This window comes from Cyclobacteriaceae bacterium, assembly GCA_013141055.1.
Classification (GTDB): Bacteria; Bacteroidota; Bacteroidia; order Cytophagales; family Cyclobacteriaceae; genus ELB16-189.
This window is the reverse complement of sequence record JABFRS010000001.1, coordinates 424,671-439,081: the sequence shown is the minus strand read 5'-3', so window position 1 is coordinate 439,081 and position 14,411 is coordinate 424,671. Positions and strand designations below refer to the sequence as shown.

Sequence of the window (14,411 nt, the reverse complement as noted above, 5' to 3'; positions counted from 1 at the left end):
ATCCTCCCCATGGAAAACAAAGCCAATGCTATAGGAAATTATCGCTGGACTATTTGCAGCCTTGTTTTTTTCGCTACGACTATCAACTATCTTGACCGTGCTGTTATCAGCTTATTGAAATCGCCTCTGTCCGTTGAGTTCAACTGGAATGATGGTGACTATGCTAACATAGAAATTGCTTTCAAGCTTGCCTATGCTCTTGGAATGCTGGGAGCCGGAAGACTCATCGATAAGCTTGGAACAAAGATCGGATATCTGCTGGCTACCTTTCTGTGGAGTGTAGCAGCCGTCGCGCATTCTCTTGTGAGTAGTACATTGGGTTTTATCGTTGTTCGCTCTGCACTCGGGGTAACAGAGTCAGGAAATTTTCCTGCGGCCATCAAAACAACAGCAGAGTGGTTTCCTAAGAGGGAACGGGCTTTGGCAACGGGTATCTTTAACTCGGGCGCAAACATCGGAGCCATTGTTGCTCCGTTAAGTGTTCCGTTCATTGCAGAAGCCTGGGGATGGAAGTGGGCATTCATCATCACCGGTTCTCTTGGTTTCATCTGGATGATACTCTGGTTTTTGGTTTATGAAGTTCCTGCCCGTCACAAAAAACTTCAGGAAGCCGAGTTTAAATACATTCACAGCGATGCAGAAGAAGTCGCGGAAGATGATGGCCCTCGTGTTTCCTGGTTTAAGCTTCTGAGCTTTAAACAGACATGGGCATTTGTATTGGGCAAGTTCCTTACTGATCCGATCTGGTGGTTTTATATTTTCTGGCTACCGGATTTTCTGGAAAGTCAGTATGGATTGAAAGGCACCGAGGTAGCATTGCCCGTTGCATCGGTCTACATGCTTTCAACATTCGGAAGTGTGGGTGGGGGATGGTTGCCCTTTGCATTTATTAATAGTGGAAAGCCTGTATTTCAGGCCCGCAAGACTTCCATGCTGATCTATGCATTTTTTGTTTTGCCTATTGTCTTCGCCCAGATCGCTGGAGAAGTCAACATGTGGCTGGCCGTTGTTGTTATTGGTATAGCTGCTGCCGCCCATCAGGCGTGGAGCGCGAATATCTTCACGACCGTATCAGATATGTTTCCTAAAAAATCAGTGGGCTCCGTAACCGGTATCGGCGGAATGTTTGGAGCATTGGGAGGGATTGTACTTTCACTCTTTGTTCAGAAGAACATGTTTGTTTACTACCGTGGTATCGGACAGATTGAAACAGCGTACTACATTATGTTCTTCATCTGTGGTGCTGCCTACCTTCTCGCATGGCTGGTAATGCATATCCTCGTTCCGAGAATGGAGCGGATTAAGTTGTAGTATAATATATTGTTAGCCGATTTGCTTTGTTGTTCTGGTGCGACGGCTCCGCCATGTGCTACTGTAAACCAATTCATACCCTCACAGTTTCGCCAGAAAGCCCTGGGCTGAAAAATAATCTGAACTAAGGTTTACCGTTCATCATATCCGCCTAGTCAATGTTTCTGGATTAGTGTAATCTTATTATACCCTAGTAATTCAGAACCTCCCTAAGTAGTTTGTTCATGCGAAGCATTTTGTGGGCCCAAATCGGGGTCGTCTTACTTTTATTATGCTCTGTCCTTTGCTTTGGACAAGACACAAAGATCGTCCCACCATCGCGATCCAAGGGAGACGTGGTCAATATTGTGAATAAATTTGCAACAGAAAACGGATGGGCAACAAGAGAGAAGTATAATATTCAGATAGCAAAAGATGCAAATAGTAATGTATTAAGTAACACGTTAGATTTTAAGAAAAAAAATGGAACGATTGTATCAGTCCATATGATAAATATGAATCAGAATGATGCAAGTGCTAGAAGATTTCGTACTGATAAAGCCTTCATTCCAACTATTTCCCCTCTTTTAAAAACGAAAAAATGAAAAATATGTTGAGTTTATATTTTAAAATTGGCGTTCTAACGTTTCTCTGTACGAACTGTAGGGGCCAGGATGTATTACATAAGAAAGCGATGTCCTATATAGAAAAAGATACTGTTGCTTTAAAATACATGTCCGAAATAATTAAGAGTGAACCCTGTGTAATTACTGGTAGAGGAGAAGCATATACTGGGCCAAAGAATGATAAAATTGTGCTATCAGAAAGAGTTATTTTGAATTCCCCTTATTCATGCTTGTGCGACATTTTACAAAAAAAGTATGGATTCACTGGAAAGTGCACAGAAGAAATTGGATTAGACGGCAAATTGGCAACGAGTGTAAGTGATTCTATTAATTTTGAGTATAGAGATTATCAGTTTTTGCCCAAGGGAAAACAAATAGAATTTGTTAATCAGTTCGTTCTGGAATTTTCTAGTGTATATAAAAACACAATATTGGCAAATCTTATGTTTGTTTGTTCTTCTAAATCTATTGGTACGTCAATAAGTTTCTATTTCATATTTGACAGTAGTAATCATATAAGTCAGGTCTATCATGGAAAGATATACAAACATTGATAAGTCATCATCATTGGGACTGGCTGAAGCATAATATTTACTTAAATAGCGAATGTTGCCAGCTAGTCAGGATATGCTTTTATCCCGCTATCTCCCGCTAGACCGCTGGTCGGGATTTGCAATTCCCACTAGTCCGGATCTGCCGCCGGTCGGGTTGTGTAAACCCGATCTTACTATTGAACACATTGTCGCCGAAGCCTGGATCTGTGATGCGCCCAATCTTTACTTTAACTACGCTCGGCATGAGTTGATAAGTCGTTGGGTAAAACTGATCTCCACTTTGTCTGTTTTGGGTTAATGCCAACAATGGCGGGGTTGAAGAAGATTTGTTATATTGAATAGTGGGCTTCGTATGCCGGGCATTCTAAATTTTAAGTTTAGGAGCGATCCCAAATGATCGGCATGCGAAAAGCCGTCACCCCAGGGTACAACGACATGTCCCTGAAGCTTTTTTATTCTCTTTTCTATTCTTAGCTTTTGCTTAGAATAACAATAAGATCATTTCCAGTGAGTAAAATTTTCTACACCATCGCATTTCTGACATGCTGGACCAATTTAGCATACGCTCAGCCACCCAGGCCCGTAACATTTACTTCGTCCAATCTCCCAATCATAGTAATCAACACTTCCAATCAGGAAATTCTTGACGAACCCAAGATCACCGCTGACATGGGGATCATTTATAATGGAGTAGGTGTAAGAAATAATGTGAATGATCCCTTCAACAACTTCTCCGGAAAGATCGGAATCGAAAGACGTGGATCTACCTCTCAAACCTTATTCCCTAAAAAGCAATACGGCATCGAGCTCCGTGATAACGCCGGCGAGGGTATCGATGCTCCTCTGCTCGGCCTTCCAAAGAAAGATGACTGGGTGCTCTTTGCGCCTTACAATGATAAGAGTCTCATGCGTGATGTGCTTGCCTACAAGCTGGGTCGTGACATGGGTGACTATGCATCGCGGTCGCGCTACTGCGAACTAGTATTGAACAATGTCTATCAGGGGGTCTATGTTCTCCTTGAAAAAGTAAAACGGGATAAGAACCGTGTTAACATTGACAAGCTTGATCCTGCTGAAATATCAGGCGACAATCTTACCGGTGGATACATCGTCAAGATCGATAAGACCACCGGCAGTGGGGGCGATGGCTGGTCCTCAACCTTTCCGCCCATTCACAGAAGCGGAAATCAAACTACCTTCTTTCAATATGATTACCCCAAGCAGGAAGACATTGCTCCCGAACAGAAAGCATACATTAAAAATTACTTTGCCTCTTTTGAGACAGCTTTAGCAGGTGAGAATTTCAAAGATCCTGCCAACGGATACAGGAAATACATCGACGTAAACTCCTTCGTTGACTATTTCATTGCGAATGAACTGTCGCGCAATCCTGATGCCTATCGCCTCAGTACCTACCTGCATAAGAAGAAAGATTCTGATGGCGGAAAGATCTTTATGGGGCCTATCTGGGATTTCAATCTCGGCTTCGGCAACGTAGACTTTTGTATCAAAGGCGGAACGGAAGGTTTTGTCATCGACTACAACTACACATGTCCCACCGACGGATGGCTGACTCCGTTCTGGTGGAACAGACTGTTTAAAGACGAAGCCTTCAAAGCCCAGGTCGTTGCGAGATGGAGTGACTTGCGGGCCGGTCCGTTCCAGACTTCAAAGGTGATGACCTACATTGATTCGGTTGCTACCGTACTCAACGTTGAATCTCAGCAACGGAACTTTCAGGCATGGCCCGTCCTGGGTGCTTATGTGTGGCCTAATTCATTCGTCGGCAATACCTACCAATCAGAAGTTAATTTCTTAAAGGACTGGACCACCAAGCGTCTTCAATGGCTGGATGCAAGTATCCCGGGTATCACGACTGGAGTCGAAGAATTCAATACTTCAAAAAGTTTAAGAGTTGCCGCCTTTCCAAATCCTTTCTCAAGTCAGCTTCAGGTAGAGTATGAGCTAAGCGTTGCCGGAACAGTAGGGGCAGAGATCCTCGACCTTGCAGGAAGGAAACTTTATGAGGAAAGCCAATTTCGTGAAGAAGGAAAACATCAGGTCACATTCTCCCAGACGCATCTTCCTTCAGGGATTTACTTCCTCAAAGTAAAATTCGGGCAGGAAGTGCAAGTGATTAAAGTGCTGCGTCAATAAACAAATGAGGAAGGCATGAGCCTTTACCCATGAACTCTTAACGTGAGTTGATTAAGTCGTCATTGTTGAGTCTGACTGAAACATAATAATTATCTTGAATAGCGAACGTTGTTCGATAGCCGTGGCGCGTGGACGTCCACGAACGGAGCGGCGTAAAGCGACGTAACAAGTGATCAGAACAATTGCAAATCGATCATCGATGCGCAGCGTTCGTGGAGCCCTTTCTTTTGCCTTACTTTTCTTTGGGCAAGCAAAGAAAAGTAAGAAGAGTTAATGTTGGGAACTGGATGGAAGCTTGTGGTTGCTATCAGGGTGAATGAACTATCTATAACTTCGGTGAGATTACTATTGAAGATTTGTTACATTGAATAGTTGTGATCTGGAATGACAGCACTCAATAAACAAATGAGGAAGGCATGAGCTTTCACTCATGACCTTCCTCATTTAAGCTAGCTCCCTAAGATCCACAGGCACCACGCGTGAGATACCTTTCTCAACCATGGTAATTCCGTAGATCACATCCGTAGTGGTCATTGTACGTTTGTTGTGTGTCACAATGATGAATTGTGAATCCTTGCTGAAGCTTCGGATAATATTATTGAACTTATCAATGTTGGCGTCATCCAATGGAGCATCCACCTCATCAAAAATACAGAACGGTGCAGGCTTCAACAGATACATCGAGAACAACAGCGCAGTAGCCGTTAAGGTCTTTTCTCCTCCGCTCAGCTGGTTGATTCCCAACGGACGTTTTCCCTTTGGCTTTGCAATGATCTCAATTTCCGATTCCAGTGGTCTTGAAGGATCGCTAAGCTTGATATCGCAATCATCACCCTCGTTGAACAGGGATCTGAATACTCGTACAAAGTGCTCCTTGATGCGCTGGAATGCATCGTTAAATGTCTGACTGGCAACACCTTCTATCTCGCTGATCGTATTGAAGAGCGATTCCTTTGCCTTGATAAGATCATCTTTTTGTGTAATGATAAAGTCATTGCGCTCCTTGATCTCATTATATGCTTCCATGGCCATCGGATTGATTGGTCCCATGTTGTCAAGCTTTTCACGGATCTTGCTTACTTCATTGCGAAGCTTCTCTTCGTTGGTCCCTGACAGCTGTGCGTTCTCTTCTTCTGTGATCTGTGTGATCACATCGTCCATCACCACATTGAACTCCACGGAAAGTCTTTCCTTAACGGAATTGAGTTCCATCTTGCTTTCATTCAGCTCATTCTGAAGCTGCATCAGCATGGCATCAATTCCTTCACGCATGTGCTGAATGCTTCTCAGGTCTTTCTCTACCTGGTCGATCTCTCCACGTGCTGCATAGTAATCTTTCTCCGCTTCATTGAGTCCACGCTCCATTTCATCTTTCTGAGCGTAAAGCTTGATCAGCTCTTCGTCTCCGGATTGTGTGCTCTCGAAAATCGTGCGGATCTCATCTTCGTTGTGCTTCAACTCGGAAGAATTGGCCGTAACACGTTGTATACTTTGCTCAACAGCTTCCTGCTTGAAGCGTATCTCTTGTTCTAAACTCTTTACCCGGTTGGATTGCTGATGGAAGAAGATGTTCTGCTCATTGAATGCATTTGCCTTTTGCTCCAGCAGATCATTCTGTGTGAATAGCTCATCCGCCAGTTGCTTCACTCTTCCTTCAAACTCTTCCAGCTGACTGAAGATGAACTGTGCCTTCGGTTGAAGCTCTTCCAGCTCTCTTACCAGCACATCGATCTTCTCAAGAATGTCTTCCTTGCGCAGGTCGGCATTGTTGATCATTTCAGCAAACTGCTCTTTCTTGGTCTTTACAGAGATGTACTCATCATTCACCTGCTTGGCAGCATTCTGAGCTTCTTCAATAGCAACCTTGAAATTGTTATTTCTTAAGTGTTCCAGCTCACGCTGACGGTCCAGCAATGAATGACGAACTTCTTCCAGTTTCTTATTGAGTTCTCCGATCTCCTTGTTGAGCTTCTCAAGATTCTTGGCACGACCGATCTTCTTTCCTTCAAATAATCCTACAGAACCTCCTGAAAGACTAAAACGACGGCGTGTGTACTTGCCACTCTTCGTGATGAATGTATTATTATCATCCGCTTCAACTTGCTTCAGATCTCCTTCGTAGAAGTAAACCCTGTCAAGGATAAATGACATCAGCTTGCCGTACTTCGGATCAAACTCAATGATCTGTGTAGCCGGGTATGCGTTCTGATAGATCTGGGTAGGATGGGAGACAAATCTCTCGAATGCATCCAGGATGAAGAAGTTGGCCTTACCCTTGCTTGCATCGCTCAGAATATTGATCGCATCGTAAGCTTCCGCTTCGTGATCAACAATATAATAATTGAGGTATGGCTCCAGATAGTTTTCAATGGCTACCCTGTATTCTTCAGGACAGGTAAGGATGTCGGAAAGGAGTGGAGCATTCTTTGTCCATTCAACTTTCTTCTTCAGAAACTTGATCGCTTCTGGAAATCCTTCAAGATTCTCTACAAGTGATTTCGTTAACTGATATTCGTTCTGACGGGCGTCGAGCTTTCTACCGGTCTCGGTAAGCTCCTCGCGGATCATCTCAATGGTCTTCTCCAATGAGCTGATGCGTGCCAGTCCCTCGTTCTCTTCATACTTGATCTTGTCAAGCTGAGCAGTCTTCTCCTGGATCTCCTCCTGTAATAAGATGAGCTTGTTCTCAAATTCAACCAGACTTGCACTTCTCTGTGAAGTATCAGTTGTAGCGCGATCAATCTCCTGTTTCAGTGAAGTGATCTGTATTTCACGGATCTCAAGATCCTTGTTGGTCTGAAAATGTTCTTCCTGCTTTGCGCGATGAACCTGGCGTAATGAATCTACATCAACCTGCAACTGTGAAGTAGCAGACTTCTGTGATTCGTACTCCGACTTGATCGTATCCGCTTTGGAAGCGATGTCATCGAGGATCGTTTGTGAAGAAAGTTGCTCTGTCTGAAGACTGTCAATGGCGAAATGTCCACGTTCGGCACTCTTCTTGTCCTGATCGATCTGATCTCTCAGGCTGGAAGCACGATCATTGAGGAAACGAAGACGTTCATTGTTGATCTGCTTCTCACTTTCATGATGACGGATGTTCGTCACATGATCATTGATCGCTTTTTGTCTTGTAGAGAGAGTCTTTTCCTTTGTGATCAGACCTGTCTTCTCATTCTCAATCAACGCTTCTTTCTCAGCGATCTCTGCTGTAAACTTCAGCTTCTTGTCATTCTCCTCTTCGATCAGCTGATTGACATGATTGAATTTTTCCTTCTGCTTGTTGACGACAACTTTCGCCAGCAAAATGCTTTTCTCTTTATAATCTTCCTTGGCTTTGTAATACGTCTCTGTCTGCTTCGCCTGTTTCTCCAGGCTCTTCATGTTCTTTTCAATCTCAAAAAGAAGATCGTCGACGCGCTCTAAGTCGGCATCAGTATCTTCCAGCTTCTTGAGGGTTTCCTTCTTGCGCTTTTTGAATTTTGAAATCCCAGCGGCTTCTTCAAACAACGTGCGACGTGAATTGTCGCGGTCATTCAAAAGATCATCCACCATTCCCAACTCGATGATCGCATAACTGTTGGATGCAACACCGGTATCGAGGAACAGGTTGGAGATATCTTTCAGACGGCAGGTCACTCCATTAAGGAGATACTCACTTTCACCTGAGCGGTACAGGCGGCGGGTGATCGTGATCTGAGCGTATTCTGTAGGAAGTAGATTCTTGGTATTGTTGATCGTCAGAGACACTTCAGCCATCTGCAGGGGAGAGCGTGATTGCGTACCATTGAAGATGATATTTTCCATCTTCTCAGAGCGTAATGCGCTGGTTTTCTGCTCGCCCAGCACCCACCGTATCGAATCCACAACGTTAGACTTGCCGCAACCGTTTGGCCCTACAATTCCCGTGATTCCCTCGTCAAAATTTATTACAATTTTATCGGCAAAGCTCTTGAACCCTTTGATCTCTAATTTAGCTAACTGCATTCTCTGAAAAGTGGTTATTCTTAATAATAAAGTTGGCAAAGATAGAAGGAAATATGAATCGCAATGGGTGTTTTTTTTGCCCTTAAACCATTGCTTTAATCAGTAAAAAACAGGGTTAATAAACTGATTAATTTGATACCTTTGGAAACACATGGATGAGTTAAAAATCTTAGTCTGGATCGTCATAGGCATCGTATATCTTTTTGCCCGCAAAAGGAAGAAGGACGCTGAGGCAGCACAGCCGAAAAGAAGGCCGGTAGAATCTGACTACGAAACTGAAACTCCCCCCGTCAGCAAGCCCGTTACGTTTGAAGATCTGCTCCGTGAAATAGAAGGCTCCAAAAAAGCACAGCGCCTTCCTGAGCCTGTGCCCGAATACGTCGAAGAGGAGAAAACCGACTGGAAGCCGTACGACTACGAAGAAGAAGTCGTCGAGAAGAAGAAACCCATTGAAGATACCAACTACGACTACCGTAAGCACGACAAGATTTACGAGACGTATGAGAACGCAACGAAGTATGCTTTCGTAAAGCCCTCGCTTGAAGAGACGATGAAGTTGGAAGACACTGTTGTTCGCTTCAACCAGTTTAAAAATTATCAGCCTGAACCAAAGTCGCGCATCCGCGAAGAGATCCTCAGAGATCTTAAAGATCCCAGAAGCTTTAAGAAGGCATTTATTCTGAGCGAGATACTTCAGAAGAGGTTCTAGACATCCTAAACTTTCCTGTTTAACCTTCTGCGGCCACTACCTGGCTTCAGATCCTTTAACTTTTTCATCCCTTCCCTGACATCGTCTGATCACTTTACAAGAAAAGCTATTCAGTATAGTGACAGGCAGCATTGTGAATGATATTTAAAGGTTTCTTAATTGAAGGATAATTGGAATATCTCTATTACTTAACTGATACCTATTAAGAACCTAGGTATAACCTAAGTAGAACCTAATTGGAACCTAGTTAGAACCTAATTAGAACCTAATTAAACTCCGAAAAGTGTACGCTAAGTATCTGATTTACAATAGATAAGCGATAATCATAGATGCAAAATGTGGGTTTAAGCGCTGAAAATGACCTTTTTCTTCCGATTCAAAGATGATCTTTAAGCTGAATCGTGAGTGTTCTTCGAGAGCCTTGGCGGGTTGGTACTCTTAAATCTGAGAAGAGTATGAACAGGCGGGCCTGTTTTAATTATCCACTGTACTGTGCTCTGTATATAATTGGGACTGACTGAAACATAATCTTCAACCTGAACACCGAACGTTCTCCGTTAGCCGTGGCGGGCGGGCGTCCACGAATGGCGCGGCGCAAGACGATGCACTAATGATCAGAAGAAAGGCAACATAATCATCGTCGCGCAGCATTCGTGGGGCCTTTTCTTTTGCCTTACTTTTCTTTGGGCAAGCAAAGAAAAGTAAGAAGAGTTAATGTGGGTTACTCTCAAAATCCTTTATGAATACTACCAAGGACCTGATCGAATCCTCAATGAATGATTCTTTAACAGGTTAAAATGACTTTAGAAACCTCATTGTATCCACTCCATCAGCATAGTCATTAACCTGAGGGAACTGTGCCGTTCCAAACGGAATACTCTTTTCAAACCATCCCTGTGCCGATGTGATCACCTGGAGCTTGTCGCGATGCTGTTCGATCTTCTTTTTAACTTCCTCCTGGGTTTTGTATTTCTCAAAGAAGATCACAGAAATAGGAGAGACGAGTGCTTCACTTTCTTTCAACAGATAAAACCCACTGTCCCAGAACACTTCCTGATTCAACAGCAGTATCGATTTCTGATAGGTGTAGTTGTTGGCGAACTTATGATGATTCGAAATATCCTGAAATGATTCCCAGCTCTTCATCAACGTTGCCAGATCAAACTCTTCAGGAATATAGATCTTGGAGACATTGCGGCATCCCAACCCGAAATAGGAGAACACATCGTTACCCAGAAGTTCAAACTCTTCTTTTGGCTCTTCTCCAAGTATAATGGCGCACGATGCACGATTCTTCCGGATGATGTGCGGCACCTTTCTGAAATAATATTCAAAGTATCGTGACGTGTTGTCGCTTCCCGTAGCAATCATCGCATCCACTCCGTTTAGTTTCTCTTCTATTAATATGCTTTCTGCAAAGTCAGGCTCTATCGTCAATAGCTTTTCAATGATAAACTTCATAAGAACAGTATCCTGAGAGCTGAGCTTTGCTCTGAGTTTGTGACCCGACAAGAGCACGCAGAGGAAATCATGAAATCCAACAGCAGGAATGTTGCCTGCCATCGCCACACCCACAGCCTTTGCGGTAGCAGGCTCCGGCGAATAGGAGTTAACCCATGTTGTGAGCTTGTCTTTCTCCAGCAGCACTTCAATTCCTTTAAGCGAAAGCAATACACTCTCTTCGGTAAACCACTGGTTCTGATATTTAACTCTTTCAGCAAGTGCTTTACGATCGTTCAGCTCCATCTCACGTATACTATTGCCTAAGCTGCAAAAGGCATTCAATCTTTGGGATAACTTCATGGTCGGCTAAACTTTCAGGGCGGGAGTTGTGTTTTGACAATAATTCAAAGGGTGGTATTTTTGCAGCAAAATTACAGGAAACCAGTAAAGAATGGCGATTAAGATCACAGAGGAGTGTATTAACTGCGGAGCATGTGAGCCGGAATGCCCAAATACTGCCATTTACGAGGGTGGCAGGGAATGGAATTGGGCCGGCGGTACAAAGCTGGTCGACCTGGTGGACGTAGGCGATGGTTCCAAAGTAGAAGCTAAATCCTTACAGGAGCCTGTCTCAAATGAGTTCTATTATATCGTTTCCGGGAAATGCACGGAATGTACCGGCTTTCACGAAGAGCCACAGTGTGCAGCAGTTTGTCCGGTGGATTGCTGTGTTCCTGATCCTGATCATGTAGAAACCAAGGAAGCCCTTTCATTGAAGAAGTCCTGGTTGCATCAGGAGGAACTTCAGGCATAGTCCTGAAAGTACCCGGTATCTAAACTTATTTCATTTTGGAGCGCTTGAGCAGATAGGTCTGCAACACAGTAAAGTAATCGGTCTGTGTATTGGCAGAGATAAAATCGATCTTCAGCTGATTGCACTTCAACTTCAGATTTCTGTGAAACTCGTCCAGTGATCTGGTATAATTTACTTTGATCTCCGCCGGATTGAGCTTCAGCTTTTCTCCACTCTCGAGATCCACAAACTCATAGGGTCTTTCCTCAAAGTTAAAATCAAGTTCTGTCTCATGATCACTTACGTGAAACAGAAGGACCTCATGCTTGTTGTGCTTCAGATGCTGAAGTGACTTAAATACATCTTCCGGATCTTCCGCGCCATCAAACATATCGCTGAAGAGGATGACGAGCGATCTCTTATGAATTTTCTCAGCGATGCCATGCAGCACTTCCGATACCCGCGTGGCTTTCTGGGGTTGCACACCTGACTCCAGTGTTTTTTCCAGCAAGCCAAACACCTTTTCAAGGTTTGAAGCAGTGGATTTTATGGGAGTGAGCTCATCGATCTTATCGGAGAACAGGCAAAGGCCTACAGCATCACGTTGCTTGTGCAGTAGATAGGCGAGGGCCGAAGCGGCGTTGACGCTAAAGCGAAGTTTGGCCAGCGTCTTCGATGGATAATACATGGACGAAGAACAATCCAGAGCGATGAGGCATCGGAGATTGGTCTCTTCTTCATATTGCTTGGTATAGAGCCGGTCTGTTCTTGCAAAAACCTTCCAGTCGATGTGACGTGTGCTCTGACCTTCGTTGTATAAACGGTGCTCTGCAAACTCAACAGAAAAGCCGTGGTAAGGAGACTTGTGAAGGCCGGTTATAAAGCCTTCCACCAGCTGTTTTGCCAATAATTCCAGGCTTCCTGTCTTTCGAATGTTGTTTAAATTAGAGGCCACGGGCTTTGAAAAGTGTAATTATAAGCTTTATTTGAAGGTTGTGGATCAAAAGTAACGCAACAGCGCCGGATTTTATTGGCATGTGTTTGCTATAATTTTTGAAACCATTATCTTCGAATATACCTTGACCCAAACAAACCTAAACCTAGCGATCTGTGGAAGAGAATAAGAATGGAAGAGATGAGATTTACTCCGAAAAAGTAAAGGCAGGAAAGCGAACCTATTTCTTTGATGTGAAGTCGACACGCTCAAACGATTATTATCTTACAATCACCGAAAGTAAGAAGCGGTACAACAAAGATGATGAAGGTTTTACCTACGAAAAGCACAAGATTTTTTTATATAAAGAGGACTTTAACAAGTTCATGGATGCTTTGAATAATACTGTTAATCACGTCAAGAATGAACTCATGCCAGGAGTTGATTTTACACAGTTCGACCATGCAAGGGAAGAACGGGAAGAGACCGTGGTGGCAGAAAATGCAGAGTCCAAAATCGTTACAGTTGATACTGAACTGAAATGGGATTGAACTGAAGTAACTATACCTAGTACCTAAACCTAAAAACCCTGGAGCGATCCGGGGTTTTTTATTGCAGGCCGTCAGAAGTAGGGGGAAACTTCGGAATTTTGATCTCTGAACATAGAACTTATCTCTATATTTGCGCCCTGATTTAAAGAATTATGGGTTTAAAATGTGGAATCGTAGGTCTGCCAAACGTAGGAAAGTCTACTCTTTTCAATGCTCTTTCAAATAACAAAGCAGAGGCTGCCAATTTTCCTTTCTGCACAATAGAACCAAACGTAGGTGTGATCTCCGTTCCTGATGAACGCCTGAATATCCTTGCCGAACTCGTCCATCCTAACAAGCTTGTGCCAACCTCTTTTGAGTTTGTGGACATCGCCGGTCTTGTGAAAGGCGCTTCAAAAGGTGAGGGGCTGGGCAATCAATTCCTCGCCAACATCCGGGAAGTGAATGCCATTGCACACGTCGTAAGATGTTTTGAGAATGATAATATCATCCACGTTGACGGACGCGTGAATCCTGTTGCCGATAAAGAGATCATCGACACAGAACTTCAGCTGCGCGACCTGGATTCAGTAGATAAGAAGATCAATAAAGTTGAACGTACGGCCAAAAGCGGAGATGTAAAGGCAAAGAAGGAACTCTCTGTTCTTCAGTTGTTTCAGACTGCCCTGTCATCCGGTAAGAATGCCAGAACAGTCATTACGGATGCAGAGGATCGCAAGGCCATTGAAGATCTACAGTTGCTCACTGACAAGCCTGTGATCTATGTTGCTAATGTTGAACAGGCTGCTGTTCACACAGGCAATAAGCATGTGGAGGCTCTGAAAAATCTTGTAAAAGACGAAGGGGCAGAAGTTGTGGTTGTGTGTGCTGCCATAGAAGCGGAGATTGCTGAAATGGAGAGCCTCGAGGATCGTGAGACATTCCTTGCCGAGTATGGCCTGAAAGAATCAGGATTGTCAAAGTTGATCCAGGCAGCGTATCACCTGCTCGACCTTATCACCTATTTCACTGCGGGTGTGCAGGAGGTAAGAGCATGGACCATCCACAAAGGCTGGAAAGCTCCGCAGGCTGCGGGTGTTATCCACACCGACTTTGAAAAAGGATTCATTCGGGCGGAGGTGATCAAGATACCTGATTATCAAAAGTATAAGACAGAAGCTTCCATCAAAGAGGCGGGTAAACTGGCAGTCGAAGGGAAGGAATATGTTGTGCAAGACGGGGATGTCATGCATTTTCGATTCAATGTTTAATATTTATAGTAATTGTTAAGTTGGTCATTTTCAGTATTTTATATTGAAATTGAAATATTCCTGTTGCGCTCACTTTCATAGCGCCTGATTTTTAGTACTTTAGCTACTCGCACATTC

Annotated in this window: 11 protein-coding genes; 8 read left to right on the top strand and 3 right to left on the bottom strand. The window is 43.7% G+C overall.

Features of this window, described 5'->3' with window-relative positions; all coding sequences use genetic code 11:
* Positions 1-9 precede the first annotated feature (9 nt).
* The 4 genes from HOP08_02030 to HOP08_02015 all read left to right on the top strand — a co-directional run bounded on the left by HOP08_02030 (position 10) and on the right by HOP08_02015 (position 4,627).
* Entirely contained in the window at positions 10-1,311 is a 1,302-nt protein-coding gene (locus HOP08_02030) for an MFS transporter (protein NOT73678.1), read from the top strand.
* A gap of 347 nt (positions 1,312-1,658) precedes the next feature.
* Positions 1,659-1,895 carry a hypothetical protein gene (locus HOP08_02025; GenBank protein ID NOT73677.1) on the top strand — a complete coding sequence of 79 codons (237 nt, stop codon included), beginning with the start codon at positions 1,659-1,661 and terminating at the stop codon, positions 1,893-1,895.
* Complete coding sequence (locus HOP08_02020) at positions 1,892-2,470, top strand: hypothetical protein (protein ID NOT73676.1); 579 nt, start codon at positions 1,892-1,894, stop codon at positions 2,468-2,470. Before HOP08_02025 ends, HOP08_02020 begins: the two co-directional genes overlap by 4 nt.
* A gap of 507 nt (positions 2,471-2,977) precedes the next feature.
* Positions 2,978-4,627, top strand: a complete 1,650-nt coding sequence (locus HOP08_02015) for a T9SS type A sorting domain-containing protein (GenBank protein ID NOT73675.1) — start codon at positions 2,978-2,980, stop codon at positions 4,625-4,627.
* 444 nt (positions 4,628-5,071) lie between these two features.
* On the opposite strand, the gene smc is transcribed toward HOP08_02015, so the two are convergent.
* Positions 5,072-8,614, bottom strand: coding sequence for a chromosome segregation protein SMC (gene smc / locus HOP08_02010; GenBank protein NOT73674.1), 3,543 nt, complete (start codon positions 8,612-8,614; stop codon positions 5,072-5,074).
* Positions 8,615-8,765: 151 nt separating this feature from the next.
* Between smc and HOP08_02005 the strand changes: the two genes are divergently transcribed.
* Complete coding sequence (locus HOP08_02005) at positions 8,766-9,323, top strand: hypothetical protein (GenBank protein NOT73673.1); 558 nt, start codon at positions 8,766-8,768, stop codon at positions 9,321-9,323.
* A 792-nt stretch (positions 9,324-10,115) separates the two neighbouring features.
* Here HOP08_02005 and HOP08_02000 read toward each other — a convergent pair.
* Entirely contained in the window at positions 10,116-11,126 is a 1,011-nt protein-coding gene (locus HOP08_02000; protein NOT73672.1) for an acyl-CoA reductase, read from the bottom strand.
* A 91-nt stretch (positions 11,127-11,217) separates the two neighbouring features.
* Between HOP08_02000 and HOP08_01995 the strand changes: the two genes are divergently transcribed.
* The gene (locus HOP08_01995) at positions 11,218-11,580 is read left to right on the top strand and encodes a 4Fe-4S dicluster domain-containing protein (GenBank protein ID NOT73671.1); all 363 of its coding nucleotides are present in this window, start codon (positions 11,218-11,220) and stop codon (positions 11,578-11,580) included.
* 25 nt (positions 11,581-11,605) lie between these two features.
* Here the strand turns inward: HOP08_01995 and HOP08_01990 are convergent, their stop codons facing one another.
* A complete protein-coding gene (locus HOP08_01990) occupies positions 11,606-12,514 on the bottom strand; it encodes a DUF58 domain-containing protein (GenBank protein ID NOT73670.1) in 909 nt (302 codons plus the stop codon).
* Positions 12,515-12,669: 155 nt separating this feature from the next.
* On the opposite strand from HOP08_01990, the gene HOP08_01985 reads away from it, so the two are divergent.
* A complete protein-coding gene (locus HOP08_01985; GenBank protein ID NOT73669.1) occupies positions 12,670-13,044 on the top strand; it encodes a DUF3276 family protein in 375 nt (124 codons plus the stop codon).
* A 152-nt stretch (positions 13,045-13,196) separates the two neighbouring features.
* Positions 13,197-14,294, top strand: a complete 1,098-nt coding sequence (ychF, locus tag HOP08_01980) for a redox-regulated ATPase YchF (protein NOT73668.1) — start codon at positions 13,197-13,199, stop codon at positions 14,292-14,294.
* Positions 14,295-14,411 lie beyond the last annotated feature (117 nt).

Bases quoted from the DNA above. Each gene is read 5' to 3' on its own strand.
- HOP08_02000 (NOT73672.1), bottom strand. From the start codon at position 11,126: ATGAAGTTATCCCAAAGATTGAATGCCTTTTGCAGCTTAGGCAATAGT.
- smc (NOT73674.1), bottom strand. From the start codon at position 8,614: ATGCAGTTAGCTAAATTAGAGATCAAAGGGTTCAAGAGCTTTGCCGAT.
- HOP08_02020 (NOT73676.1), top strand. From the start codon at position 1,892: ATGAAAAATATGTTGAGTTTATATTTTAAAATTGGCGTTCTAACGTTT.
- HOP08_02030 (NOT73678.1), top strand. From the start codon at position 10: ATGGAAAACAAAGCCAATGCTATAGGAAATTATCGCTGGACTATTTGC.
- ychF (NOT73668.1), top strand. From the start codon at position 13,197: ATGGGTTTAAAATGTGGAATCGTAGGTCTGCCAAACGTAGGAAAGTCT.
- HOP08_01995 (NOT73671.1), top strand. From the start codon at position 11,218: ATGGCGATTAAGATCACAGAGGAGTGTATTAACTGCGGAGCATGTGAG.
- HOP08_02005 (NOT73673.1), top strand. From the start codon at position 8,766: ATGGATGAGTTAAAAATCTTAGTCTGGATCGTCATAGGCATCGTATAT.